20 protein-coding genes are annotated in these 26,641 nt (G+C 63.9%); 14 read left to right on the top strand and 6 right to left on the bottom strand.

Annotated elements, in window-relative coordinates; translation table 11 throughout:
- The first annotated feature begins 86 nt into the window (after positions 1–86).
- Together P3T25_RS22880 and P3T25_RS22875 are read left to right on the top strand one after the other, a co-directional pair.
- Positions 87–1,283: a 5-(carboxyamino)imidazole ribonucleotide synthase gene (locus P3T25_RS22880; protein ID WP_429359011.1), complete on the top strand. Its 1,197-nt coding sequence runs from the start codon at positions 87–89 to the stop codon at positions 1,281–1,283.
- Between the two features lie 10 nt (positions 1,284–1,293).
- Complete coding sequence (locus tag P3T25_RS22875) at positions 1,294–2,346, top strand: L-threonylcarbamoyladenylate synthase (protein ID WP_429359010.1); 1,053 nt, start codon at positions 1,294–1,296, stop codon at positions 2,344–2,346.
- A gap of 173 nt (positions 2,347–2,519) precedes the next feature.
- On the opposite strand, the gene P3T25_RS22870 is transcribed toward P3T25_RS22875, so the two are convergent.
- From P3T25_RS22870 to dacB, 3 genes are all read right to left on the bottom strand, one after another.
- A complete protein-coding gene (locus tag P3T25_RS22870) occupies positions 2,520–3,767 on the bottom strand; it encodes an SGNH/GDSL hydrolase family protein (protein WP_429359009.1) in 1,248 nt (415 codons plus the stop codon).
- Between the two features lie 94 nt (positions 3,768–3,861).
- Complete coding sequence (locus P3T25_RS22865) at positions 3,862–4,812, bottom strand: sterol desaturase family protein (protein WP_429359008.1); 951 nt, start codon at positions 4,810–4,812, stop codon at positions 3,862–3,864.
- Between the two features lie 196 nt (positions 4,813–5,008).
- A complete protein-coding gene (gene dacB, locus P3T25_RS22860) occupies positions 5,009–6,673 on the bottom strand; it encodes a D-alanyl-D-alanine carboxypeptidase/D-alanyl-D-alanine endopeptidase (RefSeq protein ID WP_429359007.1) in 1,665 nt (554 codons plus the stop codon).
- Between the two features lie 216 nt (positions 6,674–6,889).
- Between dacB and P3T25_RS22855 the strand changes: the two genes are divergently transcribed.
- From P3T25_RS22855 to P3T25_RS22830, 6 genes are all read left to right on the top strand, one after another.
- Positions 6,890–7,552 carry a response regulator gene (locus tag P3T25_RS22855; RefSeq protein WP_054034404.1) on the top strand — a complete coding sequence of 221 codons (663 nt, stop codon included), beginning with the start codon at positions 6,890–6,892 and terminating at the stop codon, positions 7,550–7,552.
- Between the two features lie 4 nt (positions 7,553–7,556).
- Positions 7,557–8,858: an ATP-binding protein gene (locus P3T25_RS22850; RefSeq protein WP_429359006.1), complete on the top strand. Its 1,302-nt coding sequence runs from the start codon at positions 7,557–7,559 to the stop codon at positions 8,856–8,858.
- 179 nt (positions 8,859–9,037) lie between these two features.
- A complete protein-coding gene (locus tag P3T25_RS22845; protein WP_429359005.1) occupies positions 9,038–10,555 on the top strand; it encodes a DegQ family serine endoprotease in 1,518 nt (505 codons plus the stop codon).
- Between the two features lie 259 nt (positions 10,556–10,814).
- Positions 10,815–11,309: a carboxypeptidase regulatory-like domain-containing protein gene (locus tag P3T25_RS22840; protein ID WP_429359004.1), complete on the top strand. Its 495-nt coding sequence runs from the start codon at positions 10,815–10,817 to the stop codon at positions 11,307–11,309.
- A 187-nt stretch (positions 11,310–11,496) separates the two neighbouring features.
- Positions 11,497–11,895, top strand: a complete 399-nt coding sequence (locus P3T25_RS22835; RefSeq protein ID WP_429359003.1) for a DUF427 domain-containing protein — start codon at positions 11,497–11,499, stop codon at positions 11,893–11,895.
- 32 nt (positions 11,896–11,927) lie between these two features.
- Positions 11,928–12,689, top strand: a complete 762-nt coding sequence (locus P3T25_RS22830) for a CoxG family protein (protein ID WP_154558662.1) — start codon at positions 11,928–11,930, stop codon at positions 12,687–12,689.
- A 133-nt stretch (positions 12,690–12,822) separates the two neighbouring features.
- Here the strand turns inward: P3T25_RS22830 and P3T25_RS22825 are convergent, their stop codons facing one another.
- Positions 12,823–13,821 carry a helix-turn-helix domain-containing protein gene (locus P3T25_RS22825; protein ID WP_429359002.1) on the bottom strand — a complete coding sequence of 333 codons (999 nt, stop codon included), beginning with the start codon at positions 13,819–13,821 and terminating at the stop codon, positions 12,823–12,825.
- Positions 13,822–13,995: 174 nt separating this feature from the next.
- Here P3T25_RS22825 and P3T25_RS22820 point away from each other — a divergent pair, with 174 nt between their 5' ends.
- Positions 13,996–14,628, top strand: coding sequence for a cysteine hydrolase family protein (locus tag P3T25_RS22820; protein ID WP_408517161.1), 633 nt, complete (start codon positions 13,996–13,998; stop codon positions 14,626–14,628).
- A gap of 14 nt (positions 14,629–14,642) precedes the next feature.
- Here the strand turns inward: P3T25_RS22820 and P3T25_RS22815 are convergent, their stop codons facing one another.
- Entirely contained in the window at positions 14,643–15,320 is a 678-nt protein-coding gene (locus P3T25_RS22815) for a TetR family transcriptional regulator (RefSeq protein ID WP_408517162.1), read from the bottom strand.
- Between the two features lie 429 nt (positions 15,321–15,749).
- Between P3T25_RS22815 and P3T25_RS22810 the strand changes: the two genes are divergently transcribed.
- The 3 genes from P3T25_RS22810 to P3T25_RS22800 are packed head-to-tail and all read left to right on the top strand — an operon-like array spanning position 15,750 to position 21,729.
- A complete protein-coding gene (locus tag P3T25_RS22810) occupies positions 15,750–16,982 on the top strand; it encodes an efflux RND transporter periplasmic adaptor subunit (protein WP_429359001.1) in 1,233 nt (410 codons plus the stop codon).
- A gap of 18 nt (positions 16,983–17,000) precedes the next feature.
- The gene (locus P3T25_RS22805) at positions 17,001–20,210 is read left to right on the top strand and encodes an efflux RND transporter permease subunit (protein ID WP_429359000.1); all 3,210 of its coding nucleotides are present in this window, start codon (positions 17,001–17,003) and stop codon (positions 20,208–20,210) included.
- A 1-nt stretch (position 20,211) separates the two neighbouring features.
- The gene (locus P3T25_RS22800) at positions 20,212–21,729 is read left to right on the top strand and encodes an efflux transporter outer membrane subunit (protein WP_429358999.1); all 1,518 of its coding nucleotides are present in this window, start codon (positions 20,212–20,214) and stop codon (positions 21,727–21,729) included.
- A gap of 243 nt (positions 21,730–21,972) precedes the next feature.
- Here the strand turns inward: P3T25_RS22800 and P3T25_RS22795 are convergent, their stop codons facing one another.
- Positions 21,973–23,382 (bottom strand): nucleobase:cation symporter-2 family protein, encoded by a 1,410-nt coding sequence (locus P3T25_RS22795; protein ID WP_429358998.1) that lies wholly within the window; start codon positions 23,380–23,382, stop codon positions 21,973–21,975.
- Positions 23,383–23,807: 425 nt separating this feature from the next.
- Here P3T25_RS22795 and P3T25_RS22790 point away from each other — a divergent pair, with 425 nt between their 5' ends.
- Positions 23,808–25,253, top strand: a complete 1,446-nt coding sequence (locus P3T25_RS22790) for a xylulokinase (protein WP_429358997.1) — start codon at positions 23,808–23,810, stop codon at positions 25,251–25,253.
- 234 nt (positions 25,254–25,487) lie between these two features.
- Positions 25,488–26,594, top strand: a complete 1,107-nt coding sequence (locus P3T25_RS22785; protein WP_063497220.1) for an S-(hydroxymethyl)glutathione dehydrogenase/class III alcohol dehydrogenase — start codon at positions 25,488–25,490, stop codon at positions 26,592–26,594.
- The last annotated feature ends 47 nt before the right edge of the window (positions 26,595–26,641 follow it).

The raw sequence follows: 26,641 nt of genomic DNA, 5'->3' as shown, positions 1-26,641 counted from the left end.
GATTGCTTTTAAGACGTCCCCACTGTCTGACCCCCGGCTGGATGCTGCTGTATGAATGCAGCACCCGGCCGCGACCGACCACTAAGATGAACCCAGACAACACACCGGTTTCACCGATTCTGCCCGGCGCATGGCTTGGCATGGTCGGTGGCGGCCAGCTCGGCCGCATGTTCTGTTTTGCCGCTCAGGCAATGGGCTATCGCGTTGCCGTGCTCGACCCGGACGAAAACAGTCCCGCGGGCGCGGTCGCCGACCGCCATATCCGTGCGGCTTACGACGACGAAGCGTCGCTCACCGAACTCGCGCGGCTGTGCGCGGCGGTGTCGACCGAATTCGAGAACGTGCCGGCGGCGAGCCTCGATTTCATGGCGAAAACCACCTTCGTGAGCCCGGCCGGCCGTTGCGTCGCCGTGGCCCAGGACCGGATCGCCGAGAAGCGTTTTATCGCGTCGTCAGGCGTGACGGTGGCGCCGCACGTGGTGATCGAATCGTCGGACGCGCTGGCCGCGCTCGATGACGCGAAGCTCGAAGCGGTGCTGCCCGGCATTCTGAAGACTGCACGCATGGGCTACGACGGCAAAGGTCAAATCCGCGTGCGCAACGCCGAGGAGGTGCGCGAGGCGCATGCGTCGCTCGCGGGTGTTCCGTGCGTGCTGGAAAAGCGCTTGCCGCTGAAGTTCGAAGTGTCCGCGCTGATCGCGCGCGCGGCGAGCGGCGCGTCGGTGGTGTATCCGCTGGCGCAGAACACGCATCGCGACGGCGTGCTCTCACACACCATCGTGCCCGCGCCGGATGCAAGCCCGACGCTGGTCCAGCAAGCACAGCAGGCCGCGCTGCAAATCGCGGACAAGCTCGGCTATGTCGGCGTGCTGTGCGTCGAGTTCTTCATTCTCGAAGACGGGTCGCTGGTCGCCAACGAAATGGCGCCGCGCCCGCATAACTCCGGCCATTACACCGTCGACGCCTGCGCGACCAGCCAGTTCGAACAGCAGGTCCGCGCCATGACCGGCATGCCGCTCGGCGACACGCGCCAGCATTCGCCGGCGGTGATGCTGAACATCCTCGGCGACGTCTGGTTCCCAGGCGGCCCGAAGGGCGCAGCGGTCACACCGCCGTGGCACGAAGTCGCCGCGATGCCGGCGGCGCGTTTGCATCTGTACGGCAAGGAAGAAGCACGTTGCGGCCGCAAGATGGGCCACGTGAACTTCACGGCCGCGACACTCGAAGAAGCCCGCACGTCGGCGCGCGATTGCGCGCGGCTCCTGCATATCATCACGAGCTGACGCGAGCATCATGCCGGATCAAAGCAAACCTGCCGAAGGGGGCGCCGCAAGCGTCTTGGCTGTGAGCGCCGAGCAGATCGAACACGCTGCCGCGCTGCTCGACGCGGGCGGCCTCGTCGCGTTCCCCACGGAGACGGTCTACGGACTCGGCGGCGACGCTGAAAATCCGGAAGCGGTTGCGCGTATTTACGCGGCGAAGGGCAGGCCGGCGAATCATCCGGTGATCGTGCATCTGGCGCCGCAGGGCGATCCGAACTACTGGGTCGAGCATTTGCCGGCGGAAGCGCAGCGTTTGATCGATGCGTTCTGGCCGGGGCCCCTCACGTTGATCCTGAAGCGTGCTGAGCGGATCAATGCAGCCGTGAGCGGTGGCCAGGATTCAGTGGGTTTGCGCTGCCCGTCTCATCCGGTTGCCCAGGCTTTGCTCGAAGCGTTCAGTGCGTTGCGCGGCGGACATGGCGGCGTGGCTGCGCCGTCGGCGAATCGTTTTGGTCACGTGAGCCCGACTACAGCGCAGCACGTGCGCGACGAGTTCGGCAGCGCGATTCACGTGCTGGACGGCGGCGCATCCGACGTCGGGATCGAATCGACGATTCTGGATTTGTCGCGCGGATTTCCGGCGCTGTTGAGGCCGGGGCGCGTAACGCCGCAGGATATCGCCGACGTACTCGGCGAGGCGCCACGCCTGCCCGACGGATCGGATGCAACGGCACCGCGCGCTTCGGGGACGTTGAAGGCGCACTATGCGCCGCGTACGCCGTTGGCCTTGCTGCCTTTTGATGCGTTGCAGATTTTGCTCGCGGCGCGCCAGGGCGATGAACGCGTGGCCTTGGTGGCGCGTGCTTCCCGCGCAGGGGAGTGGGCTCATGCCGAGGGCGTGCATTTCATTGCCGCGCCTGAAGATCCGCACGTTTATGCGCGCGAGTTGTATGGCCTGCTAAGGGCACTCGATCGGGCGGATGTGAGCCGGATTCTCATCGAGAAGTTGCCGGACACGATCGAGTGGATCGCCGTGAACGATCGGCTCGGCCGGGCCGCGGCTGCATTCGAAGCGCAGGGGTAGGACCTGCCTGGTTGGTGCGGCTTGCTCACCGCCGCCGCCACAATCCGTTGTTGCAACTTGTCGTCTCAACCGCTGTACCGCGCGCGACAAAGATAAAAAAATGCCCGGCTTGACCAGCAAGCCGGGCGTTCGCAGAACTCGCATCCTGCTGCCGCTACGCGGCCACCCTCAACTTATTTCCCCAACCCGGTGGCCGCGACCTGCTGCTGGACGAACTGCGCGAACAAGGCGTTCAAGTGCGTGCTCGCGTGGAGCATGTCCGCGAACATGTAAGTCTGGTCAGCGCCAGCCACCGTGTAGGTCTGCGGTGAGCAGAACAGCGACGAGCCGAACTGGGAGCCGTACTGGGCCGGGGTCAGCCCGTTCGTTGCGCTCGGATTGGCGGTGGCGTACGCGGTTGCGTTGGTCACCATCGCTTTCACGTTACACGCCGTGCCCGTGTTGGACACCGTGAAGCCCAGCGCCTGGTAGTTCGGCAACTGCTGATCCAGCCACGTGAACGCGTCGACCACGATGACCTTGCCGGTGCCCAGCAGGCCGAGGCCCGTTAGGTTCTGGACCAGGAGGTAGTTATACGCCGCGGCAATACCCGATAGCAGTGCAGCGGTGCCAGGCGTCTGCGCGTTGGCTGCGACGCCGAGCGGCGCATTGCCGATGTCCGGCACCGTCGACACCACCACGTGGGTCGCACCCGAGTTGACCATGGTCTGGACTTGCGCGGCGAGCTGGGTGGCGGCCTGCGCGACCTGGGGGTTGGCCAGTTGCTGCAGGTAGCCGACGATGAACGCTACCTGGCCTGCCTGCGAGTTCGGCAGTTTGCCGGCCTGCACGAGCTGCGGGTATTGCGTCTGCAGCGCGGTACCGAGCGCCGTCAGATTCGCGGCGGTCGAGAACTGGAGGATGTCGTTCGCGCCGCCGTTCACCAGCACGAGCTGGTTCGAGTTGAAGCTTGTATGCGCGCCCAGGTAGTTTGCCACCTGGGTCACCACCGGCACCGTCGTAGCCGCCATGCTGTTCGGTGCCCAACCTATGCCCTGGGCGTTGACGACGTCCGAGCCGCCTTGCGCGTAGCCAAACCCGCCCGCCGCAACCAGCGGTTGACCGAAGCCGCCCAGATACGCCGCGGTCAACGTGCCGCCGTAGTACTCCGCGACCTTCTGGGTCCACACTTCGCCCGGGTTGGTCGTGAAGCGGCCACCGCCGAAGCTCGCCTGAATCACCGGCGCGTACGTGCCCACATCCGACAAGCTGTCGCCGAACGACACGACCTGCAATTTCACGCCGCCCGTCGGCGTGCTGCTTGAGCTGTTGTTGTTATCGCTGCCGCCGCCGCAAGCCGCGAGTAGCGCAAACGCAGCACTGGCGATGGCGATCTGCGTGACGCGGACGAAATTGCGTTTCTTCGATGCTGTTTGATTCATGTTGACTACATCTCCTCGTATGGGTGGCCCTGGTGCCATGTATTGCAGGCGGCGCCCACCGCGTCGGCGGCGTGACGACAGCTTACAGAATCATCTACGGCCTGCGCGGTGTTTGAAACGCGGCCGTATGGTTTTTTTCAATGCTCGTATTGCCGCCGGATGCCGCGACACTGGCGCCCGCACCGGCGGCGCGGCGTGCATGATAATCCGCGGCCCATGAGGGCGGTGCGAACAGAGCGCGCCACTTGTTGCGCCAGCCTCGCACGCTCACGAAATCGGCGGCCATCGACGCCCATTCATGAAACGTCGCCTTCAGCGGGTTATACGTGTGGAGCGGCTCGACGATGCCGTACACCGGCGCATCGTGCGGATCTTCCTCGACATAGCTGCCGAACAGGCGATCCCAGATCACCAGCACGCCGGCATAGTTGCGGTCGATATAGCGGTCGTTGCGTGCGTGATGCACGCGGTGAATCGACGGCGTGTTGAACACGTATTCGATCCAGCCGAGTTTGCCGATCGCTTGCGTGTGCACGAAGAACTGGAAGCCGAGATTGATCAGTACGATCGCGACGATCTGCTTCGGCGGAAAGCCGAACACGGCGAGCGGAATCCAGAACAACCACATGCCGGCAATCGGATACATCAGGCTCTGGCGGAATGCGGTCGAAAAATTCATCCGCTCCGACGAGTGATGCACGACATGCGCGGCCCACAGCCAGCGCACGCGGTGGCTGCACCGGTGAAACCAGTAATAGAGCAGATCCTGAGCGACGAACAGCACGACGAACGACACCCAGCTCGCCTGCCACGTATAGACGCGATACTGATCGTAGAAAAATGCATAGACGGGGATGATCGCGAGCCACGCGAGCTTGTCGGCGGCTTGCTGCATCAGCGCGAGCGCGGCGTTGCAGAACGTGTCGCGCCAGCTATAGAGCTGCGCGCCGGGGCGCGTGCGCCGCAGGTGCCACGCCTCCCAGCCAATGCATGCGAGAAAGACTGGCGCCATGGCGAGCAGCAGCAATTCGGCATCGAATTGCATCGTGTCTTCCTCCGTGGTCCCTGGCCGCTGCGCTTGCCGCAGCGGACGTTGTCGTTATCGTTTGATTGGGCCACGCTTTTGGTAACGGCTGCGTGGCTCGTGCGCTACGCATAACGTTTTACGCGCGCCTCAAACACTGCCCGACAGCGTACACGCTTGGGCGCATTGCGGCGCGTGGGTTCTATAGAAGGAATCCTCAATGGGCGCCGCGCTTGTGCGGGTTTTTCCTGGGCTTGCTGCCGCGCGGTTGGGCGACGGAGTCTGAGACCTTCGTGAATCCTTGGGAGGGTCCCTGATACACCCATTCGAGCAAGGCGTCGTGCGCGGCGCGCGCGGCCTCCGAATGCGGGTCGTTGATCAGGCTCACCACCACGTAGCTGTTGCCATCGGACGAGGCCACGTAACCGGCGATCGCACGCACGTCGCGCAGGGTGCCGGTCTTGATGTGCGCGTTGCCGCCCGCGCCCTGGTTGGTCAAGCGGTTGCGCATCGTACCGTCGACGCCCGCAATCGGCAGCGACTCCACGAACACCTGGGCGACCGGGCTCGCATTGGCCCGCTGCAGCAGATCGGCGAGCGAGAGCGCGGTGACGTGCTCGTCGCGCGACAGACCCGAGCCGTTGTCGAGCGTCAGGTATTGCATGTCGACGCTGTCGCGGCGCAGAAATTCCTCGATGGCGCGCGCCGATTTCGCGGGCGTGGCGGGCGCTTTTTCTTCCGTGGCGCCGATCGTCAGGAACAGGTTGCGCGCCATCGTGTTGTTACTGAACTTGTTGATGTCGCGCACGATGTCGGACAGCATCGGCCCTTGGTGCGTGGCGACGAGGCGCGCACCGACCGGTACCGGGCCTTCGCGGGTCGCGCCGCTGAACGTGCCGCCGGTTTGCTGCCACAGGGCGAGGAATCCGCCCGCGAAGAACGCGGAGTGATCGAGCACCGCGACGTTGATCGTGCGCGGACCGCAGCGCACCGAGTAATCGCCGTCGAACGACGCCACCACGGTGCCGTTCGGCTGCGGCGTGACGGTGGGCGAGACGGAGGCGGCATCGCCGCGGCACGGGCCGTTGACGGCGTGCATCTGATTGTCGATCTGTAGCTGCGAGAGCGCGGGCAGCACGTCGATGGCGACGCTGCCGTCCGGCGAAGGCGTCAGTGTGAACGACAGCGATTTGAAGGCGTACAGCAGCGGATCGGGGCCGACGTTGTACGGCGCGGTGGTGTCGTCGTCGAACGGCGGCAGATCGCGCGTGGAGGCGTCGAAATAGCGCTTGTCGAGCACCAGCGCGCCGTCGATGCCGTTGATCCCCGCCTTGTGGATCTTCTGCACGAGGTCGATCAGTTCTTCGGGCACGAGTTTCGGATCGCCGGTGCCCTGGATGTACAGATTGCCGTGCAGCACGCCGTTGGCGTCGAGCGTGCCGTCCGCGTAGGCGCTCGTGCGCCAGCGATAGTCCGGGCCGAGGATCGACAGGCCGGAGTAGGTGGTGACGAGTTTCATCGTCGAGGCGGGCATCATCGGCTTGCCGGCGTTCAGCGCGAGGATTGGCGTGCGGTCGCCCACTTTCTCGACCACCACGCTGATCGACGACAAAGGCACGTGCGCGCGCTGCAGGCCGAGCATCACCGGCTGCGGCAACACCGTGGTGACGTTGACGCTCGGATGCGTGGCCTTGACGCGCGCCTGTGCAGTGAGCGGCAACGCCGCGCCGCCGCAGCCGAGCGCGGCGCAGGTAAGCAGCAACGCCGCCGAGCGCGGTGCGAACCGGCGAGGCAGAGAGTCGGCAGCGGGAGAAGGCAGCGGACGCAGCACCACACGGCGTGCGAGAGAGTGCAAAAAAGCGGGCAAAAAAGCGTGCGTCATGGACAGGCGAAGAAGCAAGATTTCGGGGCGCGGTGGCGCGCGGCAATCCAGAGGGTGTCGAAGCGTCGCGTGGCGCGCGGAAAACCGCGGCGCGACGCAAAGCGCCCATTGTAGAGACATGCCGCCACGCTGCGGTGAAAAAGCGTCGCGCGGCGCGCACGTCGGGGCTGGGCGCTAGAATGCGGCATCGTCAAAAGTTTCAGGACCGTACCAACCATGCGCATATTGCTAGTCGAAGACGACCGGATGATCGCCGAAGGTGTACGCAAGGCGCTACGCGGTGAAGGCTTCGCGGTCGACTGGGTGGAAGACGGCGAAGCGGCGCTCAGCGCTGCGGCCAGCCAACCTTACGATCTGGTGCTGCTCGATCTCGGCCTGCCCAAACGCGACGGGCTCGACGTGCTGCGCACGCTGCGCGCCAAAGGCCAGGCCATTCCGGTGCTGATCGTCACCGCGCGCGACGCGGTTGCCGATCGCGTCAAAGGCCTCGACGCCGGCGCGGACGACTACCTCGTCAAACCTTTCGATCTCGACGAACTCGGCGCCCGCATGCGCGCGCTGATCCGCCGCCAATCGGGCCGCAGCGATTCGACGATTCGCCACGGCAACCTGACGCTCGATCCGGCTTCGCATCAGGTCACGCTCGACGGCGCGCCGGTCGCGTTGTCGGCGCGTGAATTCGCCCTGCTCGAAGCGTTGATCGCACGGCCCGGCGCGGTGCTTTCAAAGAGCCAGCTCGAAGAAAAAATGTACGGCTGGGGCGAGGAAATCGGCAGCAATACGGTCGAGGTCTACATCCACGCTCTACGCAAGAAGCTCGGCGCGGACCTGATCCGCAACGTGCGCGGTCTTGGTTACATGATCGCGAAGGACGCCTGAGCCGATGCGTTCGATTCGCCGTCAATTGTTGGTCTGGCTGCTGGCGCTGGTGTTGCTCGGCGTCGGCATTGCGGGTTGGCTGATTTACCGGCAAGCGCTTGCCGAAGCCAACGAACTGTTCGATTACCAGTTGGAGCAGATCGCCGCGGCGCTGCCGTCGGAACCGTTCTCCCAGGTGCTCGGTTCGCGCGACACCGGCGACGAAGGCATCGTGCTGCAAATCTGGAATCGCAACGGCGTGTTGATGTACTACTCGCGCCCGCGTGCGCCGCTCGCGCCGCGCGCCGAAATCGGCTTTTCGACCGAGCATACGGAGCGCGGCGACTGGCGCGTGTACGGCGCGATCGTCGGCGATAACGTCGTGCAGCTCGCGCAGCCGGTTTCGGTGCGCAACCGGCTGGCGGCGAATGTCGCGTTGCGGACCCTGTGGCCGTTGATCGTTCTGCTGCCGTTTCTGGGGCTCGCGGTGTGGGTAATCGTCGGGCGCGGGTTGCGGCCGTTGCGGCGCGTGACCAGTGCGCTCGACGCGCGTCACCCCGAGGCGCTCGATCCCTTGCCCGATCAGCGTCTGCCGCTCGAAGTGCAGCCGCTCGTGCGCGCGTTGAACGGCCTGCTCGAACGGCTCGCCACTGCGCTTGATATTCAGAAAGCATTCGTCGCCGATGCCGCGCACGAATTGCGCACGCCGCTTGCCGCCGTGCAGATCCAGTCGCAACTGGTAGCCCGCGCGAAAGACGACACCGCGCGCAGCGAAGCGTTGGCCGATTTGCAAGCGGGCGTCACGCGCGCTACACGTCTTGCCGAGCAATTGCTGGCGCTCGCGCGTTCGGAGCCGGACGGCGTCGCCGCTACGAACGCGATCGATCTGCGCGCGCTGCTGCAGGATTGCGTGGCGGCGTACGCGCCGCTTGCGCAGAATCGCGGCGTCGATCTCGGTATCGAGGCGAGCGAAGCCGCCACGGTGACCGGCGACGCCGACGCGCTGCGCGTCATGTTCAACAACCTCGTTGATAACGCAACCAAATACACGCCGCGAGGCGGCCGTGTCGACGTCGGCCTGCATGTCGACGAAGGTCATCCGGTGGTGCGGATTGCCGACAGCGGGCCGGGCATCGAGCCGGCCGAACGCGAGCGCGTGTTCGATCGCTTCTACCGGGCCGGCGCCGGCGCGAACCGCGTGCGCACTGATGTGGCGGGCAGCGGCCTCGGCCTAGCGATCGTGCGCCGCATCGCCACGCAACACCATGCGGCGGTGAAGCTCGACGAATCGCCGGCGGGTGGTTTGCAGGTCGAAGTGCACTTCTGAATGTGAGGCTTTCTGTTCGTAAAGTGGCTCGAACGTGGCTTGAATGTGGCTTAAGCGAGGCTTAAACAAGCCTTAAATATGGGCTTGAAGCGATCTGGCGCTGCTTAAGACTCTTTTAAGCGATGCCACGTACGCTTCATCTCATTCCAAAGCCTCTTTCTCCCAGTCAGGAGTACACGATGAACGCGAAAACCTTGTCCCGCAGCGCTGTTGCAGTGGCTGTCGCCGTGGCGCTCTCCGCCGGCTATGTGGCGGGGCATCGCGACGTGCCTGCGCCGCAGGTGATCACGCCGGCGCAAGCCGCGATGATGCCTGCTGAAGCCGCGGCGAAAACCGGCATCCCCGATTTCTCAGGTCTGGTCGAAACCTACGGCCCGGCCGTGGTCAACATCAGCGCGAAGCATGTGGTCAAGCAGACGGCGCTGCGCGGTAACGGTGGTAATGGCGCCAACGGCGGCAACCAGTTGCCGATCGATCCGAGCGATCCCTTCTATCAGTTCTACAAGCACTTCTTCGGCGGCATGCCGGGCATGCAAGGCGGCGACGGCGGCGATGCGCCCGATCAGCCGAGCGCGAGCCTCGGCTCGGGATTCATCGTCAGCAATGACGGCTACATCCTGACCAATGCCCACGTGGTGGACGGCGCGAACGTCGTCACCGTTAAGCTCACCGACAAGCGTGAATTCAGGGCAAAAGTGGTCGGCGCCGACAAGCAGTCCGACGTCGCCGTGCTGAAGATCGATGCGAGCAGTCTGCCGACCGTGAAGATCGGCGATCCGCGTCAGAGCAAGGTCGGCCAGTGGGTGGTCGCGATCGGCTCGCCTTACGGTTTCGACAACACCGTGACCTCGGGCATCATCAGCGCGAAATCGCGCTCGCTGCCGAACGAAAACTACACGCCGTTCATCCAGACCGACGTGCCGGTGAACCCGGGTAATTCGGGCGGCCCGCTGTTCAATCTGCAAGGCGAAGTGATCGGCATCAACTCGATGATCTATTCGCAGACGGGCGGCTTCCAGGGCCTTTCGTTCGCGATCCCGATCAACGAGGCGATCAAGGTCAAGGACGACATCGTCAAGACCGGCCATGTGAGCCGTGGACGTCTCGGCGTCGCGGTGCAGGGCATGAACCAGACGCTGGCGGATTCGTTCGGCATGCAGAAGCCGCAAGGCGCGCTCGTCAGCTCGGTCGATCCGGGCGGCCCGGCCGCCAAGGGTGGGTTGCAACCGGGCGACGTGATTCTGTCGGTGAATGGCGAGCCGGTCGGCGACTCGTCCGATCTGCCGTCGCAGGTCGCGGGTCTGGCGCCGGGCAGTTCGGCCACCGTGCAGGTGTGGCGCGACAAGGCCACCAAAGACCTGAAGGTGACGATCGGTTCACTGTCGGATGCCAAGGTGGCCTCGGACAAGGCCGATCAGCCGACCCAGTTGCAAGGCCGTCTCGGCGTGGCGGTGCGGCCGCTGACGCCGGAGGAGAAGAGCGGCGCGTCGGTGTCGCACGGCCTGCTGGTGCAGCAATCGGGCGGCGCGGCTGAAAGCGCCGGCATCCAGCCGGGCGACGTGATTCTGGCGGTCAATGGCCGGCCGGTCACGAGCGTCGATCAGTTGAAGCAGATGATCGCCGGCGCGGGCAACAGCATCGCGTTGCTGATCCAGCGGGATAACGCGCAGATCTTCGTGCCGGTCGATCTCGGCTAAGCGGACATTGATCGCATTGAAGTAATGCTTGCCGGTCCTTGCACTTACTGCGTACGGACCGGCATTTTTTTATCTGTTTCAAAGCCGTGATTCAACGCTGTATCAAAGCTGTAAAGCAGGGCGCTCTGCGCCGCATGGCATGGCGCAGCAGCGGTTTCCATACGACGCGAACTGATGGCGGGCACGCAGGTTGCGTCTTCCTTGATCTGGACCCTCCGAGGGATTCCGGACGACAAGGACCTAAAGAAGGAGCGAACCGATGAAAACCCAACGCAAGCAGCGAAGGATCGTAGCCGCCGCGGTTTGCGCAGCGCTCACGCTCGGCCTGGCGGGCGGCGCTTACGCGCAGGCGAGTGACGTAACGGGCGGCACGACCACCGACGAAAGCAGCGCGGGCAACGCCAACGGTGGCGGCCTGCCGCAAATCCAGCACCAGGGCGACGTCGCGTTCGTGTCGGGCGGCGTCGGTCTCGACGAATCGAAAGCACTGCAGCAGGCGCAAAGCCAGTGGCCGCTGTCGATGCGCTTCACCGGCCCCGGCTCCGATTTTCTCGCCGACATCCACGTGCGGATCGTCGATGCGCACGATGGCAATGTGCTGACCGCCACCTCGCGTGGGCCGTATATGCTGGTCAGGCTGCGCCCGGGCCGCTATACCGTGCATGCGCAGTACAAGGATAACGACCAGACCAAGGCGGTGACGATTCCGGCCAAGGGCACCGCCAAGGCGGCGTTCTACTGGAATACGCAATAAGCGGCTCGCCTCTCTGAGCGGCGCCGGGCAAGACGCCCCAGCGGCATTCAGGAAGGCCGCGCAATCGGCTTAACTTTGGCCGATAATGAAGCCACGGGTGCACCCCGTGGCTTTTTTGTTGCACGACCGCATACCGAGTTGCACCCCGAGTTGCATCCCGGGTTACATCCCATCACGGAGCCGAGACATGAGCGATGCCTTGACACCTCACGGAAGCCCCGGCGCCGGCGCGAGCACGGGCGGGCACACCATCGCCATCAGCGGCAACAACCATCGGGTGCGTGTGATTCACGGCGGCGTGACGATGGCCGATACCCAGGCCGGCCTGACACTCACCGAAACCGGCTTGCCGGACGTGTTCTATTTTCCGCGCGGCGACGTCAACATGGCACGCCTCGAACGTTCCACCCATACTTCGCACTGCCCGTTCAAGGGCGATGCCTCGTACTATCATCTGCGCACCGAAGACGGTCTGATCGAAAACGCCGTCTGGAGCTATGAGACGCCGCTTGAACCGGCGCTAAAGATAAAAGGGTATCTCGCGTTTTACGCATCGCGCGTCGACCGCATCGATCAGACGTCCTGACCGGCTGTCGCGCGTTCATCGGGGAGGCTGCCATGGAACTGAACGACGCGTTACGGATTCCGCTTGCGCCGTCCGACGTTTGGGACGCGTTGCAGGACCTCGCCTTGTTGCGTGCCAGCCTCGACAACTGCGAGTCGTTCACGCGGCTCGGCGATGGCGAATATGCGCTCACCATGACCGTGCCGCTCGGGCCGTTGCGCGCGCGTTACGAAGCGCGCGCCCACGTGGCCGGCCAGGACTCCGGACCGGCGGACGCGCAGCGCCGCACCATCAACTTCAAGGCGCGCGCCGAGGGCATCGGCTCGTTGCGCGGCCAGATCGAAGTGAGATTGCGCGCGGACGATGGTTCGCATGGCGTCGGCAGGGAGCGGGGCACGCGGATCGATTACACGATCTGGGCGACCTCGTCCGGGCCGCTCGCCGAACTGCCCACCCGCCAGCTCGAAAACGCGTTGCATCAACTGGCCGACGATTTTTTCGACGAGTTCGGCGCGGTCGTTCGCGCCAAGCATGGGCAAGGGCCGAACCGTGCACGCGGTTCGGCGGCGCGTCGGCAGCACGTGTTTCTGCGGCCGATCACGCTTGGCGGGATTGCCCGGCGCACGCGCGTGGATCATGGCAATGCGCTGACCGGGCGGGCGGCGAGCGCATCGCATGGGGCAGCCCACGGTGTGTCGCATGGAGTCTCGCATCGCGAACCCAATCCGCACGTCGTGCCGAACTGGGCGTGGGCGGTGATGATTTTTCTGGTGGCGCTGCTGTTGTATGTGGCGCGCTGGATTAGCGAGCAGTGACGACGTGGCTTGGCGCACCGCTGTCGTGCCAGCGCGACTACGAAATCCTGGTGGGCGACTACGAAACACCGTCGACCACACGGCATTTGCGGTCCTTGAATGCGCTATCCGCTTTTGCCGGTCTCACCCGCGCTCACACGCCGCGGAACTCCCGCCTCCACGCGGATGGCGAGGTGCGGAACGCCTCCGCGAAATGTTGCCGTAGCGAGGCGGTCGAGCCGAATCCCGCAATCCCCGCGATCGCTTCCACGGACTCATCCGTGCTTTCGAGCAACTGTTGAGCGCGGCCGAGCCGCTGCGCCAGCAGCCATGCGCCGACGGTCGTGCCGGTGGCGAGCCGGAAGCGTCGCGTAAACGTGCGGCGGCTCATCAACGCGCGTTCGGCGAGCGTGTCGAGCGTATGCGGCGCATCCAGATTCCCGCTGACCCAATCGAGCAGACAGGACAGGCGGTCGCCGCGCACGTTCGGCGCGACCGGTTGCTGAATGTATTGCGCCTGGCCACCCTGCCGATGCGGCGGCACCACCAGTCGTCGCGCGACATAGTTCGCCGCCTGCGCGCCGCTCATCTTGCGCAGGACATGCAGGCAGCAGTCGAGACCGGCAGCGGTGCCGGCCGAGGTCAGTACGTTGCCGTCGTCGACATAGAGCACGTCGGGATCGAGCCGCACGCGCGGATAGCGGCGCGCGAAGTCGTCCGCCCACGCCCAGTGGGTCGATGCCGGTCGGTCGTCGAGAATGCCTGCGGCGGCCAGCACGAACGCGCCAAGACACAGCCCGATCAACTGGGCGCCGCGTGCATGGGCGGCGCGCAGTGCGTCGAGCAGGGCGTCGGGCGGCGTCTCGTCCGGATCGCGCCAGCTCGGCACGATGATCGTATCCGCGTCGGCGAGTGCTTCGAGCCCATGTGTGACCGCGATCGAGAAGCCGGCGGTGGTGGTCAGGGCGCAGCGCTCGGCAGCGCAGACGCGAAAGTCGAAATCGGGCAAGCCACCGTTGCTGCGGTCCTCGCCGAACACCACGCACGGTACCGAAAGATGGAACGGGCTGATGCCGTCGAACGCGACGACCGCGACGACATGGCGGGGCGCGACGTCGCGCCCGGCGGTAGAGGAGGTGGATGTAGCCGTCATTCGCAATCGCCCCGTGACATTTAACGATGGCCCGATTCTAGCGAAGATTGTCATTCGGGTCGCTATCGGGGACATGGCGGCTGACGAACAATGCTTCATCGCCGCTGCCTGCAGAACGCCCATCCCGGGTCGCGCAGCGCGAGCCCTAACTGCTCAACTGACAGGAGTCTTGCTATGACCGCACCCCGCCGCGCGCTGATCGTCATCGATGTGCAGAACGAATACGTTACCGGCGATCTGCCGATCGAATACCCGGATGTGCAAACCTCGCTCGCCAACATCGGCCGGGCGATGGATGCGGCTCGTGCCGCCGGTGTGCCGGTGGTGGTCGTGCAACATCTCGCGCCGGCCGGCTCGCCGGTGTTCGCGCGCGGCAGCGAAAGCGCCGAGCTGCATCCGGTGGTGGGTGCGCGGGCACACGATCACTACATTGAGAAGTCGCGGGCGAGCGCCTTTACCGGTACTGATCTCGCCGACTGGCTGGCCGCGCAGCAGATCGACACGCTGACGGTCGTCGGTTACATGACGCACAACTGCGACGCGTCGACGATCAACCACGCATACCATGCGGGGTTTGCCGTCGAATTTCTGCACGACGCAGCCGGCTCGCTGCCCTATGAGAACAGCGCGGGCTTTGCGAGCGCGCAGGAGATTCACCGGGTCTTCAGCGTGGTCCTACAGTCGAACTTCGCGGCGGTGGCGAGTACGGCGCAGTGGATCGCCACGGTGCAGGGTGAGGCGCCGCTCGAACGCGGCGATATCTACACGTCGAATCAGAAGGCGCGGGCGCGCCGGGTCGCCGCGTAAGTGTCTAGTTAGTCTTAGCTAGTCTGACCGGGTAACCGGGCGGCGGCTGCCGTCCGATTCCCGATGCGCAGCGCCGGACTCAGCAGTAGCGCATCGAACATCCCGGCGACCATTTGCTCCGCATGCTTGCTGAAATCGGTCGCCGCCTGCAAAAACAGCATGTCGCGCAGCGAGCCGCTGATGAACGCATGCACCATCGTCGCCGCGATTCTGGTGTCGAGATCGGCCGGCAATTGCCCTTTGGAGATCGCATTGCGCAGACCGCCTTCGATCTTCAACAGCCCTTCGCGCATGTTGGTCTGATAACGGATCATCACCGGACCCATCTCTTCGACGAACTCGCACTTCAGAAAGAGGATGTCGAACACGCGCCGGCGGCGCGGGTCGTTGGCGGTATCGCGCAGGCAGACCGTGCAGATTTCCGTCAGGCGCCCGAGCGGGTCGGGTTCATTGGGGTCTTGCGAGGCGGCCTTGAGTTCGTCCAGCGGCAGCAGCACGCGGTCGAACATTTCGGTAAACAGATCGCCTTTGTGCGCGAAATGCCAATAGATTGCGCCGCGCGTGACGCCGGCGGCCTGCGCGATGTCGGCGAGCGACGTGCGCGATACACCCTTCTCGAAGAAAACCCGTTCGGCCGCGTCGAGAATGCTGTTGCGCGTCTCTTGCGCCTCTTCTTTGGTTCTTCTGACCATATTGTGGTGACCTGCCCTGATTGTGGGGTTTTCCCGGGCGCTTTTAAGTACGCTCGATGACAATCTGTCTGCCGTTAAGCAATTTACGAAGCGATCTTGCAGGCCCCCCGCCCGCAAAGAACTAAACGCACTTTTACATGCATTCGTGGATGTATATATAATAGCATCCCACGATCGGATAGCCCAAGCCGTGACGACCGGTTAATATCCGTCACTGTTGCCTTTCAAAACGCTCTTGCGCCGTGCCCCGACGGGCGGCGCCGTGCGGCATTTCCCCGGTATGGCGCATTTTGTTCAGGATGCCCCTGCAGGTGCGGTTTGCATCCACGGGCTTCCGGTCACGCGTCGCAAGACGCATGTGTGCGCTGTCGTCCCCGGGGTAGGGATGCGCGCACTTTTTCATTCTCAGTCTTTGACAGAGGTCGCTCCATGCGCGTCGAACGGGTTCCATTCCGCTTAATCAGTGCCGCGACGGCTGCCGTATTGCTGGCAGCGTGCGGACCAAAACAATCTGCCCCGCCGCAACAAACGCCCGAAGTGGGTGTCGTCACCGTCCAGCCGACGACTGTGCCCGTCGTCACCGAATTGCCCGGCCGTACCAGTGCCTTCCTCGTCGCGCAAGTGCGTGCACGGGTCGACGGCATCGTGCTGCGCCGCGAATTCACGGAAGGCGGTGAGGTCAAGGCTGGTCAGCGTCTGTACAAGATCGATCCGGCGCCCTATATCGCGACGTTGAACAACGCGAAGGCAACGCTGGCGAAGGCCCAGGCCAATCTCGTGTCGACCACCGCGCAAGCCAACCGCTTCAAGGTGCTGGTGGCCGCCAATGCGGTCAGCAAGCAGGACTACGACAACGCGGTGGCCTCTGCAGGCCAGGCCGCAGCTGACGTGGCCGCCGGCAAGGCAGCGGTCGATACGGCGCAGATCAACCTCGGCTACACCGACGTGACCTCGCCGGTGACCGGCCAGATCGGCGTGTCGCAAGTCACGCCGGGCGCGTATGTGCAGGCGAGCGCCGCCACGCTGCTGGCAACGGTCCAGCAACTCGACCCGGTCTATGTGGACCTGACGCAATCCAGCCTCGACGGCCTGAAGCTGCGCCGCGAAGTGCAGGAAGGGCGCCTGAAGACGAGCGGTCCGGACGCCGCCAAGGTCTCGCTGATTCTCGAAGACGGCCGCACCTATTCGGAAAAGGGCAAGCTGCAGTTCACCGACGTGACGGTCGACCAGACCACCGGTTCGGTGACGGTGCGCGCGATCTTCAAGAACGCGGACAAGGTGCTGCTGCCGGGCATGTTCGTGCGCGCGAAGATCGAGGAAGGCATCAACGACAGCGCGCTCGTCGTGCCGCAAGTCGGCATCACGCATGACCAGAAGGGGCAGCCGACCGCGCTGGTGGTCGGCGACGACAACAAGGTCGCGTTGCGTCAGCTCGTCACTGCGGGCACGTACGGTTCGAACTGGGTGGTGGAAAGCGGCCTGAAGGCCGGCGACCGCGTGATTGTCCAGGGCACCGACAAGGTCCGCCCGGGCGCACAGGTCAAGGCCGTTGCCGCGCAACTTCCCGCCACACCCGCTTCCGACGCATCCGCTCAGGGTGCGCCGGCCGCCAGCGGTGCGACGCAGACGGCTAAACCCGCTTCTGCTGCATCGGGCGCGTAATAACAGGGAGCCCGCCTCATGGCAAAGTTCTTTATCGATCGCCCGATTTTTGCATGGGTGATCGCCATTATTCTGATGCTCGCGGGTATCGCGTCGGTCTTTACGTTGCCGATCGCGCAATACCCGACCATCGCGCCGCCGGCCGTGCAGATCAGCGCAACGTACCCGGGCGCATCGGCGAAGACGGTGGAAAACACCGTCACGCAGGTGATCGAGCAGCAGATGAGTGGTCTCGACCACTTGCTGTATCTGTCGTCCACGTCGGACGACTCGGGTACGGCAACCATCACGCTGACGTTCGCAGCCGGCACCAATCCTGACATCGCGCAGGTGCAGGTGCAGAACAAGCTGCAGCTCGCCACGCCGCTGTTGCCGCAAGCCGTGCAGCAGTTGGGTACCAAGGTCACGAAGTCGAGCAGCAGCTTCTTGCTGGTGATGGCGTTCGTGTCCGAAGACGGCAGCATGAACAAGTACGACCTGGCGAACTACGTCGCGTCGAACGTCCAGGATCCGGTCAGCCGGATCGACGGTGTGGGCACGGTGACGCTGTTCGGCTCGCAGTATGCGATGCGGATCTGGCTGGATGCGAACAAGCTGACCAACTTCGGCCTTACGCCGGTAGACGTGCAGACGGCATTGCAAGCGCAGAACGTGCAGGTCGCGGGCGGTTCGCTCGGCGGCACGCCGTCGGTGCCGGGCCAGGTGCTGCAGGCCACCATCACGGAAGCCACGCTGCTCAATACGCCTGAACAGTTCGGCAACGTGCTGCTGAAGGTGAATACGGACGGCTCGCAAGTCCGTATCAAGGACGTGGGCCACATCGAACTCGGCGGCGAAAACTACAACTTCGACACCAAGTACAACGGTGCGCCGACGGCAGGCTTCGGTATTCAGCTCGCCACCGGCGCGAACGCGCTGGCTACGGCCAAGGCAGTGCGCGCGAAGGTCGCCGAACTGTCGAAGTACTTCCCGCACGGCCTCGTCGTGCAGTATCCGTACGACACCACGCCGTTCGTGCGCCTGTCGATCGAAGAAGTGGTCAAGACGCTGCTCGAAGGTATCGTGCTGGTGTTCCTGGTCATGTACCTGTTCCTGCAGAACCTGCGCGCCACGCTGATCCCGACGATCGCCGTGCCGGTGGTGCTGCTGGGCACGTTCGCGATCATGGGTATCGTGGGCTTCTCGATCAACACGCTGTCGATGTTCGGGCTCGTGCTGGCGATCGGCTTGCTGGTGGACGATGCGATCGTGGTGGTGGAAAACGTCGAGCGGGTGATGCAGGAGGAGGGGTTATCGCCTCGAGATGCGACCCGCAAGGCGATGGACCAGATTACCGGCGCGCTGGTCGGCGTGGCGCTCGTGCTGTCGGCGGTGTTCGTGCCGGTGGCGTTCTCGGGCGGATCGGTCGGGGCTATTTACCGGCAGTTCTCGTTGACGATCGTGGCGGCGATGGTGCTGTCTGTGTTGGTCGCGTTGATTCTGACGCCGGCGCTGTGCGCGACGATCTTGAAGCCGATCGAAAAGGGCCATCAGGAAAAAACCACCGGTTTCTTCGGCTGGTTCAACCGCACGTTCAACAAGAGCCGCGACAAGTATCACTCGGGCGTTCACCACGTGATCAAGCGCTCGGGCCGTTGGCTGATCATCTACATGGTGGTGATCTTCGCGGTTGGCCTGCTGTTCGTGAAGTTGCCGAAGTCGTTCCTGCCTGACGAAGACCAGGGCACGATGTTCGTGCTGGTGCAAACGCCGTCCGGCTCGACGCAGGAAACCACTGCGCATGCGCTGAAGGACGTTTCCGACTACCTGCTCAACACCGAGAAGAGCATCGTCGAATCGACCTTCACGGTGAACGGCTTCAGCTTCGCCGGCCGCGGTCAGAACGCGGGTCTCGTGTTCGTGCGGATGAAGGACTACGCGGTGCGTCAGCACTCGGATCAGAAGGTGCAGGCGCTGGTTGGCCGCCTCTTCATGCACTTCTCGGGCTACAAGAACGCGCTGGTGTATCCGGTGAATCCGCCGTCGATTCCTGAACTCGGCACGGCTGCCGGCTTCGACTTCGAGTTGCAGGATCGCGCCGGTATCGGCCACGAGAAGCTGATGCAGGCTCGCAACATGCTGTTGGGCATGGCGGCGAAAGATCCGACGCTGGCTCAGGTGCGTCCGAACGGCCTGAACGATACGCCGCAGTTCACCGTGAACATCGACCACGAGAAGGCTGCTGCGCTCGGCGTGTCGCTGTCGGTGATCGACCAGACGTTCTCGATCGCATGGGCGTCGCAGTACGTGAACAACTTCCTCGATACCGACGGCCGGATCAAGAAGGTGTATCTGCAAGGCGACGCACCGTTCCGGATGAAACCGGAAGACCTGAACGCCTGGTACGTGCGCAATACGGCCGGCAGCATGGTGCCGTTCTCATCGTTCGCCAGCGGTACGTGGTCCTACGGTTCGCCGAAGCTCGAGCGCTACAACGGTATCTCGGCGGTGGAAATCCAGGGCGCGGCTGCACCGGGCAAGTCGACCGGTCAGGCCATGACGGCCATGGAAGCACTCGTGGCGAAGCTGCCGGCAGGTATCGGCTACGAATGGACGGGCTTGTCGTTGCAGGAACGCCAGTCCGGTTCGCAGGCGCCGATTCTGTACGGCATCTCGATCCTGGTTGTGTTCCTCTGTCTCGCGGCGCTGTATGAAAGCTGGTCGATCCCGTTCTCGGTGATCATGGTGGTGCCGCTCGGCGTGATCGGCGCACTGCTGGCCGCTACGCTGCGCGGGCTCGAGAACGACGTGTTCTTCCAGGTGGGTCTGTTGACCACGGTGGGGCTGTCGGCGAAGAACGCGATTCTGATTGTGGAATTCGCCCGCGAGTTGCAGCAGGGTGAAGGAATGGGGCCGATCGAGGCCGCGCTGGAAGCAGCGCGTCTGCGGTTGCGTCCGATTCTGATGACCTCGCTCGCGTTCATTCTCGGCGTGATGCCGCTCGCGATCAGTAACGGCGCGGGCTCGGCCAGCCAGCACGCAATCGGTACTGGCGTGATCGGCGGGATGTTGACGGCGACCTTCCTCGCGATTTTCATGATCCCGATGTTCTTCGTCGTGATCCGCGCGAAGTTCGGCGGCGAGAAGGAAGACCCGGATGAGGCGCTCGCACACTACAACCAGCACCATCCGCATGATCCGCAAGGTGACGGTTCCGCTGGCAATGGCTCGGGCAAGGACGGACATTGAGATGCAAAAACACTCTTTGATTGCAGTGGCGGTTGCGCTGTTCGCCGCGGGTTGCACGATGGCGCCGAAGTACCATCGCCCGGATGAGCCCGTGACGGCGAACTTCCCGACCGGCGGCGTGTACGACACGCAGCCGGGCGCGGCGAGTGCCTCACGGACCGCGAACGGCCAGGCGGCCGCCGATATCGGTTGGCGTGATTTCTTCGCCGATGCGCGTTTGCAGCGGCTGATCGAAATCGCGCTGAAGAACAACCGCGATCTGCGAGTGTCGGTGCTGAATATCCAGGCATCGCAGGCGCAGTACCAGATCACTCGCGCGGCGCTGTTCCCGACGCTGAACGCTGCGGCTTCGCAAAGCAAACAGCGCACGCCGAAAGATCTGACGTCCACTGGTCTGACGATCAGCAACACGTACTCGGTGGGTCTGAACGCTTCCTGGGAAATCGACTTCTTCGGGCGGATTCAAAGCCTGAAGGATCAAGCGTTGGCTCAATACCTGGCCACCGCTCAGGCGCGCAAGGCTGCGGAAATCGCGCTGGTCTCGCAGGTGGCGAATCAGTACATGACGGTGCTCGAGGTGGACGATCTGCTGAAGGTCACGCAGAACACGCTGAAGACCGCGCAGGAGTCGTACCGGATCGCCAAGCTGCAGTTCGACAACGGCACGGGTTCGGAACTGGACCTGCGGCAGTCAGAAACGGTGGTCGACCAGGCGCAGGCAAACCTGCAGTCGCAGGCGCGTCTGCGGGCTCAGGCGGACAACGCGCTCGTGCTGCTGGTCGGCGAGCCGTTGCCGGACGATCTGCCGCCGGGCATGACGCTGGACAATCAGAACCTCCTGACGGATGTTCCGGCGGGGTTGCCGTCCGATCTGCTGACACGTCGTCCGGACATCATGGAGGCCGAGGAGAATCTGCTCGCGGCCAACGCGAACATCGGCGCGGCGCGCGCAGCGTTCTTCCCGAAGGTCTCGCTGACCGGCAGTTTCGGCACGCTGAGCCCGACGCTCGGCGGTCTGTTCAAGCCGGGTTCGGCGGCGTGGAGCTTCGCGCCGTCGATCACGTTGCCGATCTTCGAGGGCGGCGCGAACAAGGCCAATCTCGATCTCGCCACCGTGCAGAAGAACATCCAGATCGCAACGTATGAGAAGGCGATCCAGACGGCGTTCCGCGAAGTGGCGGACGGACTGGCGGCACGCGGCACGTACGATCAGCAGATCCAGGCGCTGGAGCGCAATACCTTTGCCGAGCAGCGCCGGCTGGATCTGTCGGACCTGCGTTATAAGAACGGTGTCGACAGCTATCTGTCGGTGCTGACCGCGCAGAACGATCTGTATATATCGCAGCAGTTGTTGGTGACCGCGCGCATGCAGCGTCTGCAGAACCTGGTCACGCTGTACCAGGCACTCGGCGGCGGCTGGATCGGACGGGCCGGCGAGCAGCCGCGTCCGGCCGATGCACCGGTCGATTACGGTGCGGCAAGTGCGCCGGTGGCGGCTTCGGCGGCGACTGCGAGTTGAGTCTTGTAGTCGCAGGCGTGTAGGGCGGTTTTTGGCTTTGTCAGGAAGGCCGTCCTGCGCAACTGGTAATAAAAAAACGCCACGGCATGCCGTGGCGTTTTTTTGTTGATACCCAGATGAACTCACATCGACTCAGCACAGCCCAGATCAACTTAACCCAGATCAACCCAGCTTATATCAACTCAACCCAGCGCTCGCGCTCAGCGCGATCCCTGTCGCGCGGCGCCGGTTGCAGTCAGACGCTCAGTGCAAATCCACCGCACGCAGCATCTCGTCGGCTGGCGGCTCATTACCGCCGCGTCCGTCGAAATCATGTCCGGCCTTGCGAATTTCGCACTGCGCCTTCTTCTCGCTCTTCACACCGTTGAAGATCAGGTTCAGCACGACCGCCGACACCGACGCCAGCAAGATCCCGCTATGCAACAGCGGCGACAGCGCCGGCGGCAGCTTCGAGAAAAATTGCGGCGACACCACCGGCACCAGGCCCATGCCGATGCTCACCGCGACGATGAACAGGTTGTGATGGTTCTTCACGAAGTCGACCTTGGCCAGCACCTTGATGCCGTTCGCCGCGACCATGCCGAACATCACGATCCCCGCACCGCCAAGCACGAAGGCCGGCACGGAAGCCACCACTTGCGCCATCTTCGGGAACAGGCCCAGCAGCACCAGGATCACGCCGCCCATCGCGCAGACAAAGCGGCTCTTCACACCCGTCACGCCGATCAGGCCGACGTTCTGCGAGAACGAGGTATGCGGGAACGAGTTGAAGATGCCGCCGATCAGCGTGCCCAGACCGTCGACGCGCAGGCCGCGCACCAGCGTCTTCTGATCCACCGGACGATCGACCATGTCGCCGACCGCGAGGAACATGCCGGTCGATTCGATGAAGGTGACGAACATCACGGTGACCATCGTCGCAATCGCGAGCGGATCGAAATGCGGCAGGCCGAAGTGGAACGGCATCACGATGCCGACCCACGGTGCGTGCGTGACGCCGTCCATGTTCACGCGGCCGAGCACCAGCGCGATGAGGAAACCCGCAACGATGCCGAGCAGCACCGAGATATTGGCGAGGAAGCCCTTGGCGAATTTGTTGATCAGCAGGATCAGCATCAACACGAGGAGCGACAGGCCGAGATAGACCGGATTGCCGTAGTCAGGGTTGCCGATACCACCGGCTGCCCAGTTGATGCCCACTTCCATCAGCGAGAGGCCGATCACCGAGATCACCACGCCGATCACCACCGGCGGGAAAAAGCGCAGCAGCTTGCCGACCGCCGGCGCGAGAAGGATGCCGATGACGCCGGCCGCGATCGTCGAGCCGAAGATGTCGAGGATGCCGAGCGAAGGGTTGGTGCCGATCGCGACCATCGGGCCGACAGCCGCGAACGTGCAGCCCATGATGACCGGCAGACGGATGCCGAAGATCCACAGACCGAGGGTCTGAATCAGCGTGGCGATGCCGCAGGAAAACAGGTCGGCGCTAATCAGGAACGCGATCTGGTCTTTCGGCAATTTCAGTGCCGCGCCTACGATCAGCGGCACCGCAACTGCGCCTGCGTACATCACCAAAACGTGCTGAATGCCGAGCGTCAGCAACTGGCCCGCGGGCAGTCGCTCGTCGCACGGGTGAACCGTGTTCGATTGCATTTTGTCTCTCTCCACCATCTCGTTTTGGGATGGCTCCAAGGTATGCGGAACGAAAAGCTGCAACAAGACCACTGGGGCCTATTCCGGCATTCCCGGTGACGATATGGATGAGGCCTGTTTGAAAGGCAAAAGAAATGCGTGCGCCGCACAAATCGCCCGTCAGCCCCATGCAGCGGCGATGGGCGCTCGCGCGTCGCGCGCGCCCGTGCTAACGGGATATGTGTGAAAATCAATGAGGTGTATCTCGCTCGACGCATAGTGCTGTTTTTATGCGGCTCGCGGCGTGGCGGGGTTAACCCGCGAGTCCGGGTTTTCAGCGCGCATTCGGGCGCGCTTCCGAAGCCGCGCAGCGGTGACGGAAAATACGCCGTTCCAGGCACCTTTCGCGTGCTTGTCCCTAAGCTCAAATTGACGTCCTATCGCCCATGAGTTTTCTTGGCATCGACCTCGGCACCGGCTCCCTGAAAGTCGCAATCGTCGACGAAAACGGCCGCGAGCAGGCAGCGGCCAGTGTCGCGTATGCACTCGAAACGCCGCACTCCGGATGGGCCGAAATCTCGGTGCAAACCTGGTGGCGCGCGTTATGCGAAGCGGCAGGGCGTTTGCCTGCCGGGTTGCGCCTTGACGTGCAAGCGATCGGTTTCTCCGGACAGATGCACGGTGTCGTGTTGATCGACGCCGATGGCGAAGCAGTGCGCCCGGCGATGCTCTGGCCCGACACGCGCGCGTTGAGCTTGCTTAATCAGTGGCCCGAGCCGCAGCCGAATCCGGTTGCGCCAGGCATGGCCGGTCCTTTGCTGCGCTGGATCGTCCTGAACGAACCGCAGTCCGCGCGCAAGACGCGATGGGCGCTGCAACCTAAGGATTGGTTGCGCGTCACGTTGGGCGGCGCGGTCGCAACCGATCCCTCCGACGCCTGCGCGACCGCGCTTGCCGATCCCGCTGGCGTGTGGGATCAGGCGCTGCTCGAGCGGCTCGAATTGCCGCATGAATGGTTTGCACCGCTTGCGCCTTCCTATGCGGCGGGCGGCATTTTGTCGCGGGAGGCCGCGCAGGAACTGGGTCTGCGCGCCGGCATCGTGCTGGCGATCGGTGCCGCCGATACGCCATGCGCTGCGCTTGGCAGTGGTCTCGCGAGCGACGGCGACGCATTGCTCACCACCGGCACGGGAGGACAAATCGTCGTACTCGCCGAGCACGCGCCGCAAGCGGTAAAAGGCCTGCATCGCTATCGGGCCGCGAGCGATCACTGGTATCGGATGGCGGCGATGCAAAACGTCGGCGTCGCGCTCGAACGCGTGCGGGGTTGGTTGTCGTATGAATGGGTTGATGCTTATCGTGACGCGTTCGGCGATACAACAGCCGCTATCTCCAGCGCCGCAGCAGGCCTGACTTTTCTACCGTACCTCACCGGCGAGCGCACCCCGTGGCTCAACCCTGCCGCGCGTGGCGGCTGGCTTGGCCTCGCGCTCGACCACTCGCGCGGCACGATGATGCGCGCCGCATTCGAAGGCGTCGCGTTCTCGCTGCGTGCCGGCCTTGACGCGATCCGCGCGAGCGGCGCGACGGTGACGACCTTGAAGCTCGCGGGCGGCGGTTCCGTCGATGCGCGCTGGCGGCAGTTGCTCGCCGACGCGTTAAACGTCGAACTCCATGCCGTCGACTGCCCCAACGCGGCGCCGCGTGGCGCGGCTATCCTCGGTGGATTGGCGAGCGGGCATTGGCACGCGAGCGACCTCGCCGCGCTTGCGCCGGGCGCGACGCGTGTTGCCGGGCCGCAAGGCGATGCGGCACTCGCCGAACGTTATGCGCGCTTTCTCGATCTGTATGGCCGCGTCGAATCATGGTTCGGCGAAACCCCGCTTCGCTGAGCAACGCGATGTCAGCTACAGACAATGCCGCGACGTACTTTGCAATACCATGACGGCTTTCGCACGCTAAGGTATAGGCCGGCGAACGATGCCGGGCGGCAACGACACTGTCCGTCCCCAGTCCGGCACACGAATTAATTGCGGAACCGCGAACCGCGAACCGCGACACCGGCACGCCGCGCGATATCTCACCGCGACGGGCCAGGCATTCACCGACTCACAGGAGCATTCACGATGAAAACCAAAGCAGCAATCGCATGGAAAGCCGGCGCCCCGTTGACGATCGAAGAAGTGGATCTGGAAGGCCCGCGCGCCGGTGAAGTCCTGATTGAAGTGAAAGCGACGGGTATCTGCCACACCGACTACTACACGCTCTCGGGCGCGGATCCTGAAGGCATCTTCCCGGCGATTCTCGGTCACGAAGGTGCGGGTGTGATCGTCGATGTGGGTCCGGGTGTCGGCACGTTGAAGAAGGGCGACCACGTCATTCCGCTTTACACCCCGGAATGCCGTCAGTGCAAATTCTGTCTGTCGCGCAAGACCAATCTTTGTCAGGCGATCCGTTCGACGCAAGGCCGCGGCCTGATGCCCGATGCCACGTCGCGCTTCTCGCTGGACGGCAAGCCGCTGTTTCACTACATGGGCACGTCCACGTTTTCGAACTACATCGTCGTGCCGGAAATCGCGGTCGCGAAGGTGCGTGAAGACGCGCCGTTCGACAAGATCTGCTACATCGGCTGCGGCGTGACGACGGGCGTCGGCGCTGTGGTGTATTCGGCGAAGGTCGAAGCGGGCGCGAACGTGGTGGTGTTTGGTCTCGGCGGCATCGGCCTGAATGTGATCCAGGGTGCGAAGATGGTCGGCGCGGACAAGATCATCGGCGTCGATATCAACCCGGGCCGCATCGAGTTGGCGAAGAAATTCGGCATGACCCACTTCATCAACCCGAACGAAGTCGAGAACGTGGTTGACCACATCGTGCAACTCACCGACGGCGGGGCAGACTATTCGTTCGAATGCATCGGCAACACGAAGGTGATGCGTCAGGCGCTGGAGTGCACGCACAAGGGCTGGGGTCAGTCATTCATTATCGGCGTGGCGGCGGCGGGTGAAGAGATCAGCACACGCCCGTTCCAACTGGTGACAGGCCGCGAGTGGAAGGGCTCGGCATTCGGTGGCGCACGCGGCCGCACGGATGTGCCGAAGATCGTCGACTGGTACATGGAAGGCAAGATCAACATCGACGACCTGATCACGCATCGTCTGCCGCTCGAGCGCATCAACGAGGGCTTCGACCTGATGAAGAAGGGCGAGTCGATCCGCTCGGTCGTGCTGTACTAGTGCGGCGCCGATACGTCACTAATACGTCACTAATACGTCAGTGACCC

Source organism: Paraburkholderia sp. GAS32 (genome assembly GCF_050434225.1).
GTDB classification, from domain to species: Bacteria; Pseudomonadota; Gammaproteobacteria; order Burkholderiales; family Burkholderiaceae; genus Paraburkholderia; species Paraburkholderia madseniana.
This window is presented reverse-complemented; position numbering and strand designations above follow the sequence as displayed.